Raw genomic sequence first — 19,461 nt, 5'->3', positions numbered from 1 at the left:
ATGCAAACCCGCAGTGCGGATAGAAGAATGGAAAAAGTATGAAGAACTGGAGAATGCTGATCCTTGGTGCAGCGCTGACAGCCAGCACCGCGTTTGCAGCCCCGCAAGTTGTTGATAAAGTTGCCGCTGTAGTAAACAACGGCGTAGTACTTGAAAGTGATGTCGACGGCATGATGCAGTCGGTTAAAAGCCAGGCTCAGCAGGCTGGTCAGCAATTGCCTGATGACAAAACCTTGCGTCATCAGATCGTTGAACGTCTGGTCATGGACAATATTTTGCTGCAGATGGCAAAACAGTCCGGGATTCAGGTGACGGATGCTCAGCTTGATGGGGCTATCCAGAACATCGCCGCACAGAACAAAATGACGCCAGACCAGCTGCGCAGCCGCCTGGCGTATGATGGGATGAACTACGGCACCTACCGTGAGCAGATCCGTCGCGAGATGACCATTTCGGAAGTGCGTAACAACGAAGTGCGTCGTCGCGTCACCATCCTGCCTCAGGAAGTGGATTCTCTCTCCAAGCAGGTTGCGTCTCAAAACAATGCCAGCACCGAGTTAAACCTCAGCCACATCCTGCTGCCACTGCCGGAAAACCCGACTCAGCAACAGGTTGACGATCAGGAAACGCTGGCGAAACAGCTGGTCAGCCAGAGCAAAAGCGGCGCTGACTTCGGCAAACTGGCGATCACCTACTCTGCCGATCCCCAGGCGCTGAAAGGCGGCAACATGGGCTGGGGCAAGATTCAGGAGCTGCCATCTCTGTTTGCTCAGGCGCTGGTCACGGCGAAGAAAGGCGACATCATCGGTCCAATCCGTTCGGGAGTTGGCTTCCACATCCTGAAAGTTAACGATGTGCGTGGCGAGAGCCAGAACGTTTCCGTGACCGAAGTGCATGCCCGCCACATTCTGCTGAAGCCGTCTCCGGTAATGACCGATGAGCAGGCGCGTCAGAAGCTGGAGCAGGTGGTGGCGGATATTAACAGCGGCAAAACCACCTTCGCTGAAGAAGCTAAACAGCTTTCTCAGGATCCAGGTTCAGCCAATCAGGGCGGCGATTTAGGCTGGAGCTCCCCGGAGATGTATGACCCGGCGTTCCGCGATGCGCTGATGAAGCTGAAAAAAGGCCAGTTGAGCGCACCGGTTCACTCGTCCTTCGGCTGGCATCTGATTCAGCTGCTCGACACCCGTCAGGTGGACAAAACCGACGCGGCACAGAAAGAGCGTGCTTATCGTCTGCTGTTCAACCGCAAGTTTGCTGAAGAAGCGCAGACCTGGATGCAGGAGCAGCGTGCTGCCGCCTACGTGAAAATCCTGGATGCGAATGCACAGTAATCAACGTGTGGTGATCACTCCCGGCGAACCCGCCGGGATTGGTCCTGATGTTACCCTTCAACTGGCCCAGCGCGACTGGCCAGTTGAACTGGTTGTGTGTGCCGATCCAGCTTTGCTGCTCGACCGTGCAGCAAAGCTGGGTTTACCCCTCACCCTGAGAGACTATCAGCCCGGTACGGCGGCGCAGCCGCAGCAAGCCGGCACGCTGACCGTCCTTCCCGTCGTTTTGCCGCAGCCGGTTATCGCTGGCGAGCTGTGCGTCGCCAACAGCCATTACGTGCTGGAAACGCTGGCGCGCGCCTGTGACGGCTGCCTTAACGGCGAATTCGCCGCGTTAATCACCGGCCCGGTTCATAAGGGTGTGATTAATGACGCCGGTATTCCGTTTAGCGGCCATACCGAATTCTTTGCCGAACGTGCGCAGTGCGAACGTGTGGTGATGATGCTGGCGACGGAAGAGTTGCGGGTGGCGCTGGCGACGACCCATCTGCCGCTTAAAGACGTCTCCGCGGCGATAACCCGCGACAGCCTGTATGAAGTTATCGGCATTTTACATGCTGACCTGCAGCGCAAATTTGGCTTAGCCTCTCCGCACATCTTCGTTTGTGGCTTAAATCCGCACGCCGGTGAAGGCGGACATATGGGTCGGGAAGAGATCGATGTTATCATCCCTGCCCTGGACGAGCTTCGTCAGCAGGGAATGCTGCTGACCGGGCCGTTACCGGCCGATACGCTTTTCCAGCCAAAATATTTGCAACATGCCGATGCCGTCCTGGCGATGTATCACGACCAGGGGCTTCCGGTGCTAAAATATCAGGGATTCGGGCGCGCGGTGAATATCACCCTCGGCCTGCCCTTTATCCGTACCTCCGTTGACCATGGCACCGCCTTAGAACTGGCTGGCCTGGGCAATGCTGATGCGGGCAGCTTTATTACGGCGCTTAACCTCGCCATCACCATGATCAAGAGCAGTAATGAATAATCGCGTCCACCAGGGCCACTTCGCCCGCAAACGTTTCGGACAGAACTTCCTGAACGATCAGTACATTATCGACAGCATCGTCTCCGCCATTCACCCGCAGAAAGGCGAGGCCATCGTCGAGATCGGTCCCGGTCTGGGTGCGTTAACCGAACCGGTTGGCGAGCGTCTGGACGCCATGACCGTCATTGAAATCGACCGTGATTTGGCGGCTCGTCTGCAAACCCATCCGTTTTTGGGACCGAAGCTGACGATCTTCCAGCAGGATGCCATGGCCTTTGACTTCGCTGAGTATGCTCGCGAAAAAGGCCAGTCGCTGCGCGTCTTTGGTAACCTGCCTTACAACATCTCCACGCCACTGATGTTCCATCTTTTCAGCTATGCCACGGCAATCCGTGATATGCATTTTATGCTGCAAAAAGAAGTGGTTAACCGGTTGGTCGCGGGCCCGGGCAGCAAAGCCTATGGCCGCCTCACCGTGATGGCGCAATATTATTGCCAGGTGATCCCGGTACTGGAAGTACCACCCGAATCCTTTACGCCCGCGCCTAAAGTTGATTCAGCGGTGGTGCGTTTAATGCCGCACGCGAAAATTGAACATCCGGTCACCGACATGCGCGTGCTGACCCGAATCACCACAGAAGCCTTTGGTAAGCGTCGTAAAACGCTGCGCAATAGCCTGGGGCATCTGTTCTCGCTGGAAGTCTTGCAGGAGATGAACATCGACCCGACCTTACGGGCTGAAAACATCACTGTGGCGCAGTATTGCCAGTTAGCTAACTGGCTGATTGCGCATCCGCAGACCCAGCCTCAGACCCAGACGCCGGAGAAGTAGCAGAATGATCGATACGCCTCGTGTATGTGTCCATGTTCAGAGTGCCTATATTCCTTCGCAATCTGTGCCTGAAGAAGAACGTTATGTTTTTGCTTATACCGTCACAATACGCAATCTGGGGCGTAACGCCGTTCAGCTGCTGGGCCGCTACTGGCTGATTACCAATGGTAATGGCCGTGAAACCGAAGTTCAGGGTGAAGGCGTGATTGGCGAGCAGCCGCACATCCAGCCCGGCAGTGAATTTCAGTACACCAGCGGCGCCGTGCTGGAAACGCCGATGGGCACCATGCAGGGACATTACGTGATGATCGACCATCAGGGCGCAAGCTTCCAGGTTGAGATCCCGGTGTTCCGCATGGCCGTTCCCAGCCAACTCCATTAATTCATCTGATTGCACAGACGGCGATCGGGCTTAACGGCTCAGGAACACGTCTGCCTGGAAAGGTCCAATGAGCACATATCTGATCGGTGACGTCCACGGTTGCTATGACGAACTTCATTCCCTGCTGGAGCAGGTTGCTTTCGATCATCAGCAGGATACGCTGTGGCTGACCGGCGATCTGGTGGCCCGCGGTCCGGGATCGCTGGACGTGCTGCGCTACGTGCGTTCGCTCGGTGACTGTGTGCGCCTGGTGTTGGGCAATCACGATCTGCATTTGCTGGCGGTCTATGCCGGTATCAGCCGCAATAAGCCCAAGGATCGGCTGACGCCATTGCTGGAAGCGGACGACGCCGACGAGCTGATCAACTGGCTGCGTCGCCAGCCGCTGCTGCAGGTGGATGAAGAGAAAAAGCTGGTGATGGCGCACGCCGGGATCACCCCGCAGTGGGATATTGAAACGGCGAAAACCTGCGCCCGCGAAGTTGAAGCGGTCCTCTCCAGCGACACCTACCCACTGTTTATCGACGCCATGTACGGTGATATGCCGAATAACTGGACGCCGGAACTCAGCGGGCTGGCGCGTCTGCGTTTCAGCACCAACGCCTTGACGCGGATGCGCTTCTGCTTCCCGAACGGGCAGCTGGATATGATCTGCAAGGATACGCCCGACACCGCCCCACCGCCGCTGAAACCCTGGTTTGATATTCCTGGCCCGGTCGCCAGCGAGTACACCATTGTGTTTGGTCACTGGGCCTCGCTGGAAGGCAAAGGCACACCTGACGGGATTATTGGGCTGGATACCGGCTGTTGCTGGGGTGGCGTGCTGACGATGCTGCGCTGGGAAGATAAAGCGTGGTTTGTTCAGCCTTCCAACCGCGAACGTGCGCTGGAAGACTGACGCGATAAAGCGGCTTAGCCAATGCCAGACTCCGGTCTGGCATTGTCACATCTGGCGGGTAGTGATTAACGACGTTGCAGAATTTCGAAGCAGAAACTGTGGCTGTTCTTCTCATCCGCATCGTGGAATTCACTGAAGGTCGACTGCCACTCTTCCGGTTCGAAATCCGGGAAAGTGGTGTCGCCCACCACTTCCGCATCAATGTGCGTCAGATACAGACGATCGGCACGCGGCAACAGCTGTTCATAGATGCGACCGCCACCGATGACCATCACTTCGTCCACTTCTCCGGCTGCCTGCAGCGCCTCGTCGATAGAGGTCACCCAGCTGACGCCTTCCGCATCGCCCGGCTGGCTGCTGATCACAATGTTCAGTCTGCCTGGCAGCGGGCGTCCGATGGACTCCCAGGTGCGGCGGCCCATGATCACCGGCTTATCCAGGGTCTGGCGTTTAAACCAGGCCAAATCGGCTGGCAGGTGCCACGGCATGGCATTATCCATTCCAATAACGCGGTCGGCCGCCATGGCCGCAATCAGGCTTATCATCATAGAAACTCAGTAAAGGGGGTAAAATTGGCGCCATCATACGTAAAGGTGAAACTTTCGTCGATACCCCTGGCGGGGGATTTGCGTAAAGGTTCTTCAAGGTAACGTTTGCGTTGTATTTGCTCTGGCTGATAGCTAAAAAACCCTGCGAACGTGCTAGAATCCGCCCCTCATTTGCTACAGGATGCCACCATGTTAGAGACCAGCTTGATTATCGCCACGATCGCGGCTCTGGGAATGCTCTCTCCCGGCCCCGATTTCTTCCTGATTATCAAGAATGCCGCCCGTTATCCCCGCTCAGCCGCAATGTTTACCGCGCTGGGGGTCAACTGTGCCGTCGCGACGCATATGGCTTATTGCGTGGCAGGTCTGGCGGTGGTGATTACCACCACGCCGTGGCTGTTTATGATGCTGAAGTATGTCGGCGCGGCCTATCTGATCTACATCGGGGTGCAGGCCCTGATGTCGCGTGGCAACAGCAAAATGGATCTCAGCAATATCGAGCCGGAAACCACCTCACTGAAGAAGGCGTTCCTGCAGGGCTACCTGTGTAACCTGCTGAACCCGAAAGCCACGCTGTTTTTCCTGTCGATGTTTACCCAGGTGCTTAACGTGCATACCGGTTTCGGCGAGAAGATTTGGTACGCGGCGATCATCCTGATGCTCTCCTCGATTTGGTGGCCGCTGCTGGTGGTGATCATCCAGAGCGCCCCGGTCCGTCGTGGCCTGGCGAAGGCGCAAAAGCTGGTGGATAAACTGCTGGGCGGCGTGCTGATCGCGCTGGGCATCAAGGTCGCGCTCTCCTGATCGCGCGAACCGGCCTGCCGCGCTTAACGCCGGCGGCAGGCCGGTCAAACTGACCGGCTACGGCAACCGCTGCTGGCTGTCGGCATCGAACAGCTGTATCCGTTCCAGATCAAACTTCACCCCTCTGACATCCCCCGCCGCACAGCCCGACCGCTGGGTGCAGTAAATCATCATCGGTTCTCCGGCCAGCGTGCCATGAATTAACTCAGATAAGCCGGTAGGCTCAATCAACGACACGGTCAACGGCATCGCTCCTTGATCCGCCAGATCGCACAGCAGGATATTTTCCGGGCGGATACCATAAATCACCGATTTGCCATGGCTGAGCGGCGTGGCCCGCTCCAGTAACGGCAGGGAAAGTTCGGCGCTGACCTGCAGGCTGAGGCCAAGATCATGCCGTTGGATGTTGCCGCTGATAAAGTTCATTGGCGGCGAACCGATAAAGCTGGCGACGAACTTATTGGCGGGCGTGTCGTACAGCTCTAACGGCGTACCCACCTGCTGAATAACCCCGTGGTTAAGCACCACGATGCGGTCGGCCAGCGTCATCGCTTCCACCTGATCATGGGTCACGTAGACGATAGTGTTATTCATCTGCTGATGGAGTTTTTTAATCTCCACGCGCATCTGCCCACGCAGCTGTGCGTCGAGGTTAGATAAGGGTTCATCAAACAGAAACACTTTGGGCTGGCGGACAATCGCCCTTCCCATCGCCACACGCTGGCGCTGGCCGCCGGAAAGTTCTTTCGGGCGACGATCCAACAAGGCGGTCAGGCTTAAAATCTCGGCCGCCCGTTTTACCGCCGCCTCAATTTCGGCTTTGGGCCGTTTCTGCACCTCCAGGCTGAACCCCATATTGCGCGCGACCGTTAGATGCGGATAGAGCGCGTAACTCTGGAACACCATCGAGATATCACGATCTTTCGGCGCAACCTGATTCATCAACCGGTTGCCAATGCGAATATCTCCGCTGCTGGCCAGTTCGAGCCCGGCGATGGTCCTTAACAACGTCGATTTGCCGCAGCCTGACGGACCCACCAGCACCACGAATTCGCCGTCAGCAATGGTCAGATTGATGTCACGCAGCACTTCGACGTTGCCGTAGCGCTTTTCAATTTGCGAAAGAGAGATTTGAGCCATGATGATTATCCTTTTACCGCACCCGCCGTCAGCCCCTGAATGAGGTAACGCTGAATGAACGCGAAAAACAGACAGGCAGGGATCAGCGCCAGCACTGCGGCTGCCATCATATCTCCCCATGAAACGGCGAATTTCGAGACAAAACTCAGTAGTCCGACCGGAAAGGTCATCACCGAGTTTTTATTGATCAGCATCAGCGAGAACAGCAGCTCGCTCCATGCGGCGGTAAAGACGAACCCTAACGTGGCCGCCATACCCGGTAAGGTCAGCGGTGCCAGCACTTTGACTAACGCCTGAAAACGCGTACAGCCTTCCAGCATCGCCGATTCTTCCAGGTCTTTGGGAATGGCGTCGAAAAAGGACTGCATCAGGAAGGTGGCAAAAGGGACGTTAAACGCGGTGTAAATCAGGATCAGCCCCAGCAGATTATTGGTCAATCCTAACGGCGCCATCACCTTGTAAATCGGGGCGAGGATCATCACCAGCGGGAACATCTGGGTGAACAGCAACAGGGCAGCAATCACCGTTTTTCCTTTGAAGGAGAAGCGGGAAAAGGCATAGCCTGCCAGCGCGGAAATCACCGTCGCCAGTGCCGCGGTGGAAAACGAGACGATCAGGCTATTGCTGAAGAAGGTTGGAAAGTCGCTCTCAACAAATACCCGTCTGAAATGCTCGAAGGTGAAGGCGCTCGGCCACATTTTCACCCCTTCGCTGTAGAGCAGCTTGTCAGGCGTCACCGAAATTTTGATCACCCAGTACAGCGGAAACAAGGCAAACAGCAGGTAAGCCAGAATGCCCACCCGGTGACCCATCAGACGTAATAGCTGGCGCATTATGCTCTCCTTATTTCAGCATCTGATGACGGATCCGCAGCAGCACCAGGGCATAGCAGGTCATCAGGATCAGCAGGAATACCGCCATCGCGGAGGCATAGCCAAAGTCCAGCTTGCGATAGGCCGTGGTGAAGATATAGCTCGACAGAATCGAGGTCGATCCGGCAGGCCCGCCATCGGTCATCACCACGATCAGGTCAGCAAAGTTAGCAATCCAGATGGTCCGGAGCATCACGGTAATGGCGATCATTGGCGCCAGAAAAGGCAGCGTCACCCGCCTGAACTGCTGCCAGCTGCTGGCACCATCCATTGAGGCCGCTTCATACAGATCTTTCGGGATCGACTGCAATGCCGCTAACAGGGTGATGGCGAAAAAGGGAATGCCAAACCAGACGTTGGCGATCACCGGCCCATACAGCGCCAGTTGCGGATCGGAGAGAATGTTGTACGGTTCGCTGATCAAATGCAGGGCCGTCATCCAGTGCGGCAAAATGCCGATCACCGGGTTCAGCAACCATGACCAGGTTAATCCGGACAGAAACGCCGGAACTGCCCAGGGGAGAAACACCAGCGCCTGCACCCAGCGCCGCAGCGGAAACTCCCGGTTAAGCAACAACGCCAGCCCGAGCCCGAGGAAAAACTGCAGTCCCAATGACGTCAGCGTCCAGTTTGCGGTGTGCCCGAGCGCCTTAAAGAAACGGCGGTCATCAAACATTTCGCGGAAGTTATCCAGTCCCACCCAGCCGCTGTCCAGCGGATTAAGTAGCTGGATATTCTGGAAGGCGTACGAGATGCCGATCATCATCGGCACGAAGATAAACAGGCCAATCAGGATCAGCGTTGGGCTCATATACAGCCAGGGCTCTGCCAGCATCCGCAGCCGGTGGAAGCGCGGCGGTCTGGCAGTTTCAACCATTCTGACGTCCAGCATCATAATTCCGTCTCCATTGCCGCCCCCGTCACGACGGGGGCGCGTGGGTTACTGGGTAGCCATCCAGGCTTTTTGCTCTTTGGTCAGGTATTTGGCCCAATCCTCCACCATCGAGGTCGTGTCGTTTTCCCCTAACAACGTTTCCTGGGTACTCTCTTTCACCGTGACCGAGTTGAAATAGCCCCAGCCTTTCAGATGGGTAGGCATGGTCAGGGGAACGTATTTCGGGTCGTTAAGCTCGGTGAACCAGCCCGCAAACTGGGGTGAATGGTAGAACGGATCGTTCTCGGCCCCTTTGTAGATTGGCAAGGTGCCGACAAACTTCGACCAGGTGAGGTTATTGGCTTCACTGCTAAGGAACTGGATCAGCTGCCAGGCGTCATCCGGGTGTTTGGCCTGCTTGAAGATCGACCAGCCGGTGTAGCCAATCGTCGGATAGGCTTTGCCTGATGGCCCAACCGGCATTGGCGCCACGCCAAAGTCATCCGGATTCATGCTGTTTTTGATGGCGATCAGGGCATCGGGATCCTGGTCCAGCATTGCGCATTTTCCGGAGTAGAAGCCGGAGACAATTTCATTGAAGCCCCAGTTGACGCTGTCCTTCGGTGCACCACCCTGCTTGTACATATCGACCAGCAGCTGCGCGCCTTTGATCGCCCCTGGCTGAGTCAGCGTGCTGTTCCCGTCTTTATCAAAGAAAGCCGGTGAGCCGTTCATGGTGGTCATAAACATCATCCAGGCATTGGTGCCACCTACGCCGCCGCGCATGCAGTACCCGCTGATGCCATTGCCCAGCGCGCTGATCTTTTTGGCATCCGCCACAAACTCATCCATGGTTTTTGGTGGGCCACTCAGGCCTGCCTGCTGGAAAAGTTTCTTATTCCAGAACATGGCGCGCAGATAGAAACCGTAGGGAACCATATTGGCTTTGCCGTCCGACGCCCGCGCCATATCCAGCGTTTTGTCGGTCAGGTTGGCAGTGTTTGGCCACGCCTTCAGCTTAGGTTCCAGATCCACCAGCATATTGTTGCTGGCATACAGCCCTTGCCAGGTGTCCGGCATTTCAACCACATCCGGCACCTGCCCGCTTTGCATCATGGTGCCCAGTTTTTCAAATGCCTGCCCCCAGGGAAGGGAGATCACTTCGATTTCCGTCTCCGGGTGCTGGGTTTTATATTCGCTCAGCATTTTCTGCAGCATCGCCGTGCGGGCCGGGCTGGTGATCACTTCCACCAGCGTCAGTTTGGTGGCGGCCACTGTGCTGTAGGCACTGCACATTCCCAGGGTAATCAGGACGCTGTTAAGTAACAAAGAGCGTAAAGGCTGTCGCATTTTCATGACCTCTTGTTAATGGAGTGCGGGCAATCAGGTTACTGGCGTGCGGCGGCAATCGCCTGCTGCAGGTCGTTCCACAAATCTGCGGTGTCTTCCAGACCGATGGAGACGCGGATTACGCGTGGTGAGACGCCAAAATCCACGGCGGAGTTAAATTCACCGGCCTGATTCAGCACCGAAATGGCGGGCATCACCAGACTTTCAAATCCTCCCCAGCTCACGCCCATATGGAACAGCTGCAACGCATTACAGAAGGTCGGAATATCGACCGACTGATCCAGCTCAAAAGAGAACAGCCCGCTGTAGCCGCTGAGGGTGGAAAAGGCGGCTTTGTGCAGGCCCGGATGGTTTACCGCGAGGATCTGCGGATGGTCCTGAAGTTGAGAAGCCAGCTGCAGCGCACTTTCATGGTGCTGCCGCATGCGTAACGGCAAGGTCCGCAGGCCACGGATCAGCAGCCAGGCTTCATTAGCCGACAGCTTGCCGCCAAGGAACGGGCTGATATAACGCGAGATGGCGCTGATGCGTTCGGCATTGGCGATAACCAGTCCAGCCACCACATCGCTGTGGCCACCAATGTATTTCGAGGCGGAATGCACCACCATATCGATGCCCAGCGCCAGCGGCTTCTGGAACAGCGGCGAGGCCCAGCTGTTATCAATCAGGGTGATCACCTTGTGCTCTTTCGCCAGCGCGGCAATCTTCTGCAGATCCTGTTCGCTCATCACCCAACTGCTTGGGCTTTCGAGATACAGCAACTTCGCACCCGGCAGCGCGGCGGCAATCGCCTCAAGCGAGTCGCCATCGACAAACTCACTGCTGATGTTAAAGCGGGTGCAGAACCCTTTCAGGAAACGGTAGGTATCCGGATAGACGTGATTGATGCAAACCACCTTATCGCCGGGCTGGACCACGCTCAGAATGGCATTGCTGATCGCCGCCATCCCGCTGCCAAAAGCCAGGCAGGCTTCCCCACCCTCCAGTTCGGCCATTTTGTCCTGCAGAACTTTGACCGTCGGGTTATCGACCCGTGAATACAACGGCTGATCGCTGTCGCCACGAAAGCGGGCAATCATGCTGTCGTAATCACTGAAGCTGAACAAAGAGGATTGATAGACGGGTGGGGAAACCGCGCCTTTGTCATGACGTTGATCGTGGGTCAGTCGGGTTTGTTCACTAAAGGGCTTTTCAGGCTGCATTAATCACTTCCTTCATATCACGCTCGGTTATATCGAGAATTAAATGGCTGATGCGGCGTGCTTCTTCCGCATTACGGTCGGCAATGGCTTCATACAAGGTGCGATGCAGGGAAAACGAATCGCTAAACAGGGCCTGTTCAGGTGGTGATTCAAAAAAGGCATGCAGCGTGTCGTAAAGACCCACCACCATCCGCAGTAACAGCGGATTGTGTGCCGCGTGGTAAATGCTGGCGTGAAATGCCCAGTCTTCTGCCCCAGCAGAACCGACTGCCAGATGGACTCTTTCCATCTCTTCCAGCCGGATCTCAATGTCACGAAGATCGTCATCGGAAGCACGGACCGCCGCCAGCGCGCAGGATTCGCTCTCAATAATCCGGCGCACTTCCAGCGCATGGAGCATGTTGCTGGAGTCGTTTTTGAAACGCAGCGACAGGAAACTGTCATCACTGGTGACTTCAGCATGGAGAAAGGTGCCACTGCCTTTACGGCGAACGATGATGCCCAGCGCTTCCCACCGTTTAAGGGCTTCACGCACGGTGTTACGGCTGACGCCGAGCTTTTCTGCAAGCACGCGTTCCGGCGGTAAACGCTCGCCGATTTGGGTGCCGCTTTGGGCGACGTAACGGGTCAACGCGTCCAGTACCAGCACATCACTGTGCTGCACCGCAATCGGGCCGAGATTACCGATCGATGCTGACATGGCTTCCCCTGAATAATTGGTCCAACAACTCTACCTTTTTTACTTAAAGCAAATTGGGTGCCAATAAATCAAGCTACTGATTTGCTGGGATAATCGCCTGAAGATAATAAAAAGCTCTGATTAAAAAAGGTGCAAGTGGTTAACCGGTTGCACAACAATCGGCCAGCCAGGCGGGTTTGGATCGGGGGAATTTCAGGCAAAAAAAATCCCCGCCGAAGCGGGGATGGGTATTCGCTGACAGAGACTTAGCCCTGGATCTGCGCGTGCATTTCCTGCACCGAGATAACCTGCGCGGTGGGATCTGCGCTCAGTGAGTTTGCCGTAGCAAACGCACCGTTCAGCGTGGTGTCGTAGTGCACCTTGTACTGCAGCGCGCTGCGGCGGATCAGTTTGGAATCCTCAATCGCCTGGCGTCCTGCCGTGGTGTTTACGATGTAAGCGTACTCACCGTTTTTCAGACGATCCTGGATATGAGGACGGCCTTCATGCACCTTGTTGACCAGACGGATGTTGATCCCTGCTTCACCCAGCACCACTGCGGTACCGTGAGTTGCGTCCAGTTCGAAGCCCAGTGACTGCAGCTTGGCAGCCAGCGCAACGATGCGCTTCTTGTCGCCATCACGCACGGACAATAAGGCACGACCGGTTTTCTTCATATTGCTCGCCGCGCCCAGCATCGCTTTCGAGAACGCTTCTGCGAAGGTTTTGCCAACACCCATGACTTCACCGGTGGAACGCATTTCAGGGCCGAGGATGGGGTCAACGCCCTGGAACTTGTTAAACGGCAGCACCACTTCTTTCACCGAGTAGTAAGGCGGAATGACTTCTTCCGTAATGCCCTGCTCTGCCAGCGTTTTGCCTGCCATTACGCGTGCCGCCACTTTCGCCAGCGGCACACCGGTTGCCTTGGAAACAAACGGTACGGTACGGGCAGCACGTGGGTTCACCTCAATCAGGTAAACTTCGTTGTCTTTCACCGCAAACTGCACGTTCATCAGGCCACGTACGCAGAGTTCGAAGGCCAGCTTCTCAACCTGCTGACGCATCACGTCCTGGATCTCTTTGCTCAGCGTGTAGGCTGGCAGAGAACACGCGGAGTCACCGGAATGCACGCCCGCCTGCTCGATATGCTCCATGATGCCGCCAATCAGCACGCGCTCACCGTCGCAAATCGCATCCACATCCACTTCTACCGCGTCGTCAAGGAAGCGGTCCAGCAGCACCGGCGCATCGTTAGAGACGGCAACCGCATTCTGGAAGTAGCGCTTCAGGTCGATGTCGTCATACACGATTTCCATCGCACGACCGCCCAGCACGTAAGAAGGACGCACAACCAGCGGATAGCCAATCACCGCCGCTTTCTCTACCGCCTGCTCAATCGCAGTCACGGTGGAGTTTGCCGGCTGCTTCAGGCCCAGGCGTTCAACCGCCTGCTGGAAACGCTCGCGGTCTTCTGCACGGTCGATAGCATCCGGGCTGGTACCGATAATCGGCACGCCAGCGGCTTCCAGCTCACGCGCCAGTTTCAGTGGCGTCTGGCCACCGTACTGCACGATCACGCCTTTCGGCTTCTCGATACGCACGATTTCCAGCACGTCTTCCAGCGTTACCGGCTCGAAGTACAGACGGTCGGAGGTGTCGTAGTCGGTGGAGACGGTTTCAGGGTTACAGTTGACCATAATGGTCTCGTAACCGTCTTCACGCAGCGCCAGTGATGCATGGACGCAGCAGTAGTCGAACTCAATGCCCTGGCCGATACGGTTTGGACCGCCGCCCAGCACCATGATTTTCTCACGGTCGCTGTTAGGGTTGGATTCGCACTCTTCTTCATAGGTGGAGTACATGTAAGCGGTATCGGTAGAGAATTCCGCCGCACAGGTATCGACACGCTTATATACCGGGTGCAGATTGTACTGCTCACGCAGCTTACGCACTTCAGCTTCAGACACACCCGCCAGCGCAGACAGACGCGCATCGGCAAAGCCTTTACGCTTCAGGGTACGCAGGAAGTCCGCCGTCAGGCCATTAACGCCTTCGCGGGCAACCTGGCCTTCCAGCTGAACCAGCTCTTCAATCTGAACCAGGAACCAGCGGTCAACGTTGGTCAGGCTGAAGATCTCTTCCACGTTCATGCCCGCACGGAACGCATCCGCGATGTACCAGATACGGTCAGAACCGGCGTCTTTCAGCTCGTGACGGATAACCGTCATTGCTTCCGCATCGTTCAGGTCAACTTTCGGGTCAAAGCCATGTGCGCCAACTTCGAGGCCGCGCAGCGCTTTCTGCATGGATTCCTGCAGGGTGCGGCCAATCGCCATCACTTCACCCACCGACTTCATCTGCGTGGTCAGGCGGTCATTCGCGCCGGCAAATTTCTCGAAGTTGAAGCGAGGGATTTTGGTCACTACGTAGTCGATAGACGGTTCGAACGATGCCGGGGTCAGGCCACCGGTGATGTCGTTCATCAGCTCATCAAGCGTGTAACCTACCGCCAGTTTGGCCGCGATTTTAGCAATCGGGAAACCGGTGGCTTTCGACGCCAGCGCAGAAGAGCGCGACACGCGTGGGTTCATTTCGATGATGATCAGACGGCCATTCGCCGGGTTAACGGAGAACTGCACGTTAGAGCCACCGGTTTCCACGCCGATTTCACGCAGTACCGCCATCGAGGCGTTACGCATGATTTGATATTCTTTGTCGGTCAGGGTCTGGGCTGGCGCCACGGTGATGGAGTCACCGGTGTGGATGCCCATTGCATCGAAGTTTTCAATCGAGCAGACGATGATGCAGTTGTCGTTTTTATCACGCACCACTTCCATCTCGTACTCTTTCCAGCCAATCAGCGACTCATCAATCAGCAGCTCGTTGGTGGGGGAAAGATCCAGACCGCGTTCGCAAATCTCTTCAAACTCTTCACGGTTATAGGCAATACCGCCACCTGAGCCGCCCATGGTAAAGGAAGGACGGATGATGCACGGGAAGCCAACGTCTGCGGCAACCGCATAGGCTTCTTCCATGTTGTGTGCGAAGCCTGAACGCGCGGTATCCAGACCGATGCTCTTCATCGCTTTATCAAAGCGCTGACGGTCTTCTGCCTTGTCGATGGCATCGGCGGTAGCACCAATCATCGCCACGCCGAACTCTTCCAGCACGCCCTGGCGTTCCAGTTCCAGCGCACAGTTCAGTGCGGTCTGGCCGCCCATGGTTGGCAGAACCGCATCCGGACGCTCTTTTTCGATAATCTTGCGCACAACTTCCCAGTGGATCGGCTCGATATAGGTCGCATCGGCCATTTCCGGGTCAGTCATGATGGTTGCCGGGTTGGAGTTAACCAGAATCACGCGGTAACCCTCTTCGCGCAGGGCTTTACAGGCCTGTGCACCAGAGTAGTCAAATTCGCAGGCCTGGCCGATTACGATCGGGCCAGCGCCAAGGATCAGGATACTTTTTATGTCGGTACGTTTTGGCATTTTCTCGCTCCTGATTATTTAGCGGTTGAACGGTAGGCTTCGATCAGTTCGATAAAGTGATCGAACAGCGGCGCGGCATCGTGCGGGCCCGGGCTGGCTTCCGGGTGACCCTGGAAGCTGAACGCTGCTTTATCAGTGCGGTGAATGCCCTGTACCGTCTGGTCAAATAGCGAGGTGTGCGTCACTCGCAGGTTTGCCGGTAAGTTGGTTTCGTCTACGGCGAAGCCGTGGTTCTGTGCGGTGATCATCACGGTGTTGTTATCCAGGTCTTTCACCGGATGGTTGCCGCCGTGGTGGCCCAGCTTCATCTTGACGGTTTTTGCCCCGCTGGCCAGCGCCAGTAACTGGTGGCCAAGACAGATGCCGAAGACCGGCACGTCAGTTTCCAGGAAGGCTTTGATTGCCGCAATCGCGTAATCACACGGTTCCGGGTCCCCAGGTCCGTTAGAAAGGAAGATGCCATCCGGGTTCATCTTCAGCACCTCTTCTGCTGGCGTTTGCGCCGGCACAATCGTCAGGCGACAGCCACGGTCAACCAGCATGCGCAGGATGTTGCGCTTCACGCCGTAGTCATAGGCCACGACATGGAAAGGCAGGTCGGCCTCTTGCTTCGCGTCCGGCAATCCGTCCAGCGTCCAGCTGCCTTGCAGCCAGCTGTAGCTCTCACTGGTGGTCACTTCTTTCGCCAGATCCATTCCTTTCAGGCCCGGGAAGGCTTTCGCCTGCTGCAGAGCCAGCTGCGCATCAGGTGCGTCGCTGGCGATGATGCAGCCGTTCTGCGCCCCTTTTTCGCGCAGCAGACGGGTCAGCTTACGCGTATCGATATCGGCAATAGCGACAATGTTGTGACGCGTCAGATACTCAGACAGCCCTTCTTCATTACGGAAGTTGCTGGCAATCAGCGGCAGGTCACGAATGACGAGGCCCTGAGCATGTACCTGAGAGGATTCTTCGTCAGCGGAATTGGTGCCGACATTGCCGATATGGGGATAAGTAAGAGTAACGATCTGGCGGGAATAGGAAGGATCAGTGAGGATTTCTTGATAACCGGTCATTGAAGTGTTGAAAACAACTTCCCCCACTGCCGATCCTGTTGCCCCGATGGCCCGACCGTGGAATTGGGTTCCGTCTTCGAGAACCAATAGCGCTGACTTAATCAAAACATCCTCCTGAGAATAAACAGTCACATTATTTGCATATTAATTCATAACAGAGCCATAAATCAATGCAAAAACCGCCTGAATTCTCGATTTTTGGCAAATTGCGCGCATTCTAATGATCGCTCACTCTGTTGTCTACCCCGCAGCTCACTTTTTCTTAGTCTTTTACTCAACTGGAGAGGAAATCGGAGGATTTACCCTGAAAAGGACAGATATCCAGTCCATAAAACCGGTTGCCTGACGGGATGTGCATAGGAAAAGGGAAAACGGCGTTAAAAAGTGGACCAAATGGTCAAAATTAACAATTTTTGCGGAATAAATTGAGGATAAAAACACATAATAGCCATTATGGCTTTAAAATTAACTCAAGACAGGATTATTAAAAAATAAAAAGGGCAATAAAATTATTGCCCTGTCCAATCAGAACCTTATGATTGAAATAACCACATCACGATGGTGCACAACACTTATAAATCATCTAAATTCAACACGCTTCGCATATCATAAAGACCTGCTTTACGCGTGCTTAACCAGTCTGCTGCACGAACTGCGCCTTTCGCGAAGGTCATGCGGCTTGAAGCCTTGTGGGTAATCTCTACGCGCTCACCGATATCTGCAAACATCGCGGTGTGTTCGCCAACGATATCGCCGGCACGAACGGTGGCAAAACCGATAGTTTGCGCCTTACGTTCACCGGTATGGCCTTCGCGGGCATACACGGCGTGCTCATTTAAATCCCAGTCCATTGCATCAGCAATCGCTTCGCCCATCGCCAGCGCGGTCCCGGATGGCGCATCCACTTTATGACGGTGGTGAGCCTCAACGATTTCGATATCGGCATAGTCGCCCATCACTTTGGCGGCTTTTTCCAGCAGTTTCAGCACCAGGTTCACACCCACGCTAAAGTTCGCTGCGAACACAATAGCAATCTCATGTGACGCTTGTTTGATCGCCGCTTTGGCCGAATCATCCAGCCCGGTGGTACCGATCACCATCGCTTTCTGGTGCTGACGGCAAAAATCCAGATACGCCAGCGTGCCTTCAGGACGGGTAAAGTCTATCAGCACGTCGAAGTCGTTCACCACGGCGTCCAGGTTGTCGCTAATCCTGACGCCCGTCGTGCCGGTTCCGGCCAGCTCGCCGGCATCAACGCCGACCAGTGAAGAGCCTTCCCGCACCAAAGCTGCGCCTAAGCACACGCCGTCCGCCTCCTGTGCTGCCTGAATTAACTGACGCCCCATGCGTCCTGCGGCGCCAACAATGGCAAGGCGGATTTGTGCATTGTTCATAATGAATCCCTGTATAAAGTCTGTGCATGCAAAGCGTTGACAGGTTAACCATGCGGTAACCTCTGCGCCACAATAAAAACACCATGATTAGAATTTTATGCCAGACGCGACGGATTATCAGTAAAACAAATTTTGTCTGGCTTTGATCGGCGGGTATAGCAGGCGGTTCAGCGAAGTAAAAACTTCCGCAGCAGGGCGCTGCGGAAGGCGTTTAGTCGACCTCGCGGACGTCGACGCGGAGTTCTTTCGGCACTTCGAAAACAATGTTCTCTTCACGGCCGATCAGCTCGATAGCGGTTTCGCCACCGAACTCGCGCAGACGCTGGATCACTTCCTGCACCAGAATGTCTGGTGCGGAGGCACCGGCAGTGACGCCAACGCAGCTCACGCCTTTGATCCACTCTTCCTGGATGTCATCGGCGGAGTCGATCAGTCGCGCAAGTTTCCCTGCACGCTGCGCCAGCTCGGCCAGACGGTTGGAGTTGGAGGAGTTGCGTGAACCCACCACCAGCACCACGTCGGCGTCTTTTGCCAGCGTGCGCACGGCTTCCTGACGGTTGGTAGTGGCATAGCAGATGTCATCTTTGCGCGGGCCGACAATCTTCGGAAAACGGGCACGCAGCGCATCAATCACTTCGTAGGTATCATCCACCGACAGCGTGGTCTGGGTCATAAAGCACAGGTTGTTTTCATCCTTAACCTGCAACTTATAGACATCCTCGGGCGCTTCAACCAGATACATGCCGCCTTTCGGGCTGCTGTACTGACCCATCGTCCCTTCCACTTCCGGGTGGCCGGCGTGACCAATCAGGATCGCTTCAGTGCCTCTGCGGCTGGCTCGCGCCACTTCCATATGCACTTTGGTCACCAGCGGACAGGTGGCATCAAACAGCATGGTCAGATCGCGTGCTTTAGCTTCCGCCCTGACCGCCTGAGAAACACCGTGCGCCGAGAAGATCAGGATTGAACCGTCCGGCACTTCCCCGATATCTTCAATAAAGATCGCACCGCGCTCGCGCAGGCTGTTGACGACATAGCGGTTATGCACCACTTCATGACGCACGTAGATTGGCGCGCCGTACATTTCCAGCGCGCGCTCCACAATGCTGATGGCGCGATCGACGCCGGCACAAAAGCCGCGGGGATTAGCCAACAGGATTTGCATTTGTCGCCTCCAGTACCGGATCGATCTCCAGCACTTCAACCTCAAAGTGGATAGTCTGCCCGGCCAGCGGATGGTTGAAATCAACGGTGATCGAATCACCGGAAATCTCGCGGATCACGCCGGGCATTTCGTTGCCATCCATGCCGCTGAACAGCATGATGGCGCCGATTTCAGGCTCGCCTGCCTGGGTAAAATCCCGGCGGGAGAAATACTGAATCAAATCCGGGCTGCTCTGGCCAAAAGCATCATCCGCCGTCAGCGAGAAGGATTTCTTCTCGCCCACGGTTAGACCCAGCAAATGCGACTCCAACCCTTCTGACAGGCTGCCGTCGCCCAGGCTGAACAGCGCGGGTTTGCCGTTATTGCGCGTGGATTCCGCCGTGGAGCCGTCTTCCAGCTTCAAGGTGAAATGCACCAGCACTGCGCTCTCGCGCTGTACAGAATCAGTCATGCCCTGCC

18 protein-coding genes are annotated in these 19,461 nt (G+C 55.8%); 6 read left to right on the top strand and 12 right to left on the bottom strand.

Annotated features, from left to right (window positions below; translation table 11 throughout):
* Positions 1–38: 38 nt before the first annotated feature.
* The 5 genes from surA to apaH all read left to right on the top strand — a co-directional run bounded on the left by surA (position 39) and on the right by apaH (position 4,428).
* Entirely contained in the window at positions 39–1,334 is a 1,296-nt protein-coding gene (gene surA, locus EBC_RS05095) for a peptidylprolyl isomerase SurA (RefSeq protein ID WP_013200729.1), read from the top strand.
* Positions 1,324–2,316 (top strand): 4-hydroxythreonine-4-phosphate dehydrogenase PdxA, encoded by a 993-nt coding sequence (gene pdxA / locus EBC_RS05090; protein ID WP_013200728.1) that lies wholly within the window; start codon positions 1,324–1,326, stop codon positions 2,314–2,316. Before surA ends, pdxA begins: the two co-directional genes overlap by 11 nt.
* Complete coding sequence (rsmA, locus tag EBC_RS05085) at positions 2,309–3,148, top strand: 16S rRNA (adenine(1518)-N(6)/adenine(1519)-N(6))-dimethyltransferase RsmA (protein WP_013200727.1); 840 nt, start codon at positions 2,309–2,311, stop codon at positions 3,146–3,148. The genes pdxA and rsmA overlap by 8 nt, the downstream gene beginning before the upstream one ends.
* Positions 3,149–3,152: 4 nt before the next feature.
* Complete coding sequence (apaG, locus tag EBC_RS05080; RefSeq protein WP_013200726.1) at positions 3,153–3,530, top strand: Co2+/Mg2+ efflux protein ApaG; 378 nt, start codon at positions 3,153–3,155, stop codon at positions 3,528–3,530.
* A 67-nt stretch (positions 3,531–3,597) separates the two neighbouring features.
* Positions 3,598–4,428, top strand: a complete 831-nt coding sequence (apaH, locus tag EBC_RS05075; protein ID WP_013200725.1) for a bis(5'-nucleosyl)-tetraphosphatase (symmetrical) ApaH — start codon at positions 3,598–3,600, stop codon at positions 4,426–4,428.
* A 65-nt stretch (positions 4,429–4,493) separates the two neighbouring features.
* Here the strand turns inward: apaH and folA are convergent, their stop codons facing one another.
* Positions 4,494–4,976: a type 3 dihydrofolate reductase gene (gene folA, locus EBC_RS05070; RefSeq protein WP_013200724.1), complete on the bottom strand. Its 483-nt coding sequence runs from the start codon at positions 4,974–4,976 to the stop codon at positions 4,494–4,496.
* A gap of 189 nt (positions 4,977–5,165) precedes the next feature.
* Between folA and EBC_RS05065 the strand changes: the two genes are divergently transcribed.
* Positions 5,166–5,780: a LysE family translocator gene (locus EBC_RS05065; RefSeq protein ID WP_013200723.1), complete on the top strand. Its 615-nt coding sequence runs from the start codon at positions 5,166–5,168 to the stop codon at positions 5,778–5,780.
* Between the two features lie 57 nt (positions 5,781–5,837).
* Here EBC_RS05065 and EBC_RS05060 read toward each other — a convergent pair whose 3' ends face one another.
* The 11 genes from EBC_RS05060 to fkpB all read right to left on the bottom strand — a co-directional run bounded on the left by EBC_RS05060 (position 5,838) and on the right by fkpB (position 19,453).
* Complete coding sequence (locus EBC_RS05060) at positions 5,838–6,920, bottom strand: ABC transporter ATP-binding protein (protein ID WP_013200722.1); 1,083 nt, start codon at positions 6,918–6,920, stop codon at positions 5,838–5,840.
* A gap of 5 nt (positions 6,921–6,925) precedes the next feature.
* Complete coding sequence (locus EBC_RS05055) at positions 6,926–7,753, bottom strand: carbohydrate ABC transporter permease (RefSeq protein WP_013200721.1); 828 nt, start codon at positions 7,751–7,753, stop codon at positions 6,926–6,928.
* Between the two features lie 10 nt (positions 7,754–7,763).
* Positions 7,764–8,687 carry a carbohydrate ABC transporter permease gene (locus EBC_RS05050; RefSeq protein WP_013200720.1) on the bottom strand — a complete coding sequence of 308 codons (924 nt, stop codon included), beginning with the start codon at positions 8,685–8,687 and terminating at the stop codon, positions 7,764–7,766.
* Positions 8,688–8,732: 45 nt separating this feature from the next.
* Positions 8,733–10,016, bottom strand: a complete 1,284-nt coding sequence (locus EBC_RS05045; protein ID WP_041692210.1) for an ABC transporter substrate-binding protein — start codon at positions 10,014–10,016, stop codon at positions 8,733–8,735.
* Between the two features lie 38 nt (positions 10,017–10,054).
* The gene (locus tag EBC_RS05040) at positions 10,055–11,218 is read right to left on the bottom strand and encodes an aminotransferase class I/II-fold pyridoxal phosphate-dependent enzyme (protein ID WP_013200718.1); all 1,164 of its coding nucleotides are present in this window, start codon (positions 11,216–11,218) and stop codon (positions 10,055–10,057) included.
* Positions 11,208–11,918 (bottom strand): FadR/GntR family transcriptional regulator, encoded by a 711-nt coding sequence (locus tag EBC_RS05035; RefSeq protein ID WP_013200717.1) that lies wholly within the window; start codon positions 11,916–11,918, stop codon positions 11,208–11,210. Before EBC_RS05035 ends, EBC_RS05040 begins: the two co-directional genes overlap by 11 nt.
* A gap of 245 nt (positions 11,919–12,163) precedes the next feature.
* Positions 12,164–15,388, bottom strand: a complete 3,225-nt coding sequence (carB, locus tag EBC_RS05030; RefSeq protein ID WP_013200716.1) for a carbamoyl-phosphate synthase large subunit — start codon at positions 15,386–15,388, stop codon at positions 12,164–12,166.
* A gap of 14 nt (positions 15,389–15,402) precedes the next feature.
* Complete coding sequence (gene carA / locus EBC_RS05025) at positions 15,403–16,548, bottom strand: glutamine-hydrolyzing carbamoyl-phosphate synthase small subunit (protein WP_041691900.1); 1,146 nt, start codon at positions 16,546–16,548, stop codon at positions 15,403–15,405.
* Between the two features lie 467 nt (positions 16,549–17,015).
* Positions 17,016–17,837 (bottom strand): 4-hydroxy-tetrahydrodipicolinate reductase, encoded by an 822-nt coding sequence (gene dapB, locus EBC_RS05020; RefSeq protein ID WP_013200714.1) that lies wholly within the window; start codon positions 17,835–17,837, stop codon positions 17,016–17,018.
* Positions 17,838–18,048: 211 nt separating this feature from the next.
* Positions 18,049–19,002: a 4-hydroxy-3-methylbut-2-enyl diphosphate reductase gene (gene ispH / locus EBC_RS05015; RefSeq protein WP_041691899.1), complete on the bottom strand. Its 954-nt coding sequence runs from the start codon at positions 19,000–19,002 to the stop codon at positions 18,049–18,051.
* A complete protein-coding gene (gene fkpB, locus EBC_RS05010; RefSeq protein WP_013200712.1) occupies positions 18,983–19,453 on the bottom strand; it encodes an FKBP-type peptidyl-prolyl cis-trans isomerase in 471 nt (156 codons plus the stop codon). Before fkpB ends, ispH begins: the two co-directional genes overlap by 20 nt.
* Positions 19,454–19,461: the final 8 nt, after the last annotated feature.

It is taken from the genome of Erwinia billingiae Eb661, assembly GCF_000196615.1.
GTDB classification, from domain to species: domain Bacteria; phylum Pseudomonadota; class Gammaproteobacteria; order Enterobacterales; family Enterobacteriaceae; genus Erwinia; species Erwinia billingiae.
The sequence above is the reverse complement of the archived record's forward strand: the minus strand, read 5'-3'. Positions and strand labels throughout refer to the sequence as shown.

What these genes read in the sequence shown, in the direction of transcription:
- surA (WP_013200729.1), top strand. Translation starts at nt 39, where the DNA reads ATGAAGAACTGGAGAATGCTGATCCTTGGTGCAGCGCTGACAGCCAGC.
- pdxA (WP_013200728.1), top strand. Translation starts at nt 1,324, where the DNA reads ATGCACAGTAATCAACGTGTGGTGATCACTCCCGGCGAACCCGCCGGG.
- rsmA (WP_013200727.1), top strand. Translation starts at nt 2,309, where the DNA reads ATGAATAATCGCGTCCACCAGGGCCACTTCGCCCGCAAACGTTTCGGA.
- apaG (WP_013200726.1), top strand. Translation starts at nt 3,153, where the DNA reads ATGATCGATACGCCTCGTGTATGTGTCCATGTTCAGAGTGCCTATATT.
- apaH (WP_013200725.1), top strand. Translation starts at nt 3,598, where the DNA reads ATGAGCACATATCTGATCGGTGACGTCCACGGTTGCTATGACGAACTT.
- folA (WP_013200724.1), bottom strand. Translation starts at nt 4,976, where the DNA reads ATGATGATAAGCCTGATTGCGGCCATGGCGGCCGACCGCGTTATTGGA.
- EBC_RS05065 (WP_013200723.1), top strand. Translation starts at nt 5,166, where the DNA reads ATGTTAGAGACCAGCTTGATTATCGCCACGATCGCGGCTCTGGGAATG.
- EBC_RS05060 (WP_013200722.1), bottom strand. Translation starts at nt 6,920, where the DNA reads ATGGCTCAAATCTCTCTTTCGCAAATTGAAAAGCGCTACGGCAACGTC.
- EBC_RS05055 (WP_013200721.1), bottom strand. Translation starts at nt 7,753, where the DNA reads ATGCGCCAGCTATTACGTCTGATGGGTCACCGGGTGGGCATTCTGGCT.
- EBC_RS05050 (WP_013200720.1), bottom strand. Translation starts at nt 8,687, where the DNA reads ATGATGCTGGACGTCAGAATGGTTGAAACTGCCAGACCGCCGCGCTTC.
- EBC_RS05045 (WP_041692210.1), bottom strand. Translation starts at nt 10,016, where the DNA reads ATGCGACAGCCTTTACGCTCTTTGTTACTTAACAGCGTCCTGATTACC.
- EBC_RS05040 (WP_013200718.1), bottom strand. Translation starts at nt 11,218, where the DNA reads ATGCAGCCTGAAAAGCCCTTTAGTGAACAAACCCGACTGACCCACGAT.
- EBC_RS05035 (WP_013200717.1), bottom strand. Translation starts at nt 11,918, where the DNA reads ATGTCAGCATCGATCGGTAATCTCGGCCCGATTGCGGTGCAGCACAGT.
- carB (WP_013200716.1), bottom strand. Translation starts at nt 15,388, where the DNA reads ATGCCAAAACGTACCGACATAAAAAGTATCCTGATCCTTGGCGCTGGC.
- dapB (WP_013200714.1), bottom strand. Translation starts at nt 17,837, where the DNA reads ATGAACAATGCACAAATCCGCCTTGCCATTGTTGGCGCCGCAGGACGC.
- ispH (WP_041691899.1), bottom strand. Translation starts at nt 19,002, where the DNA reads ATGCAAATCCTGTTGGCTAATCCCCGCGGCTTTTGTGCCGGCGTCGAT.
- fkpB (WP_013200712.1), bottom strand. Translation starts at nt 19,453, where the DNA reads ATGACTGATTCTGTACAGCGCGAGAGCGCAGTGCTGGTGCATTTCACC.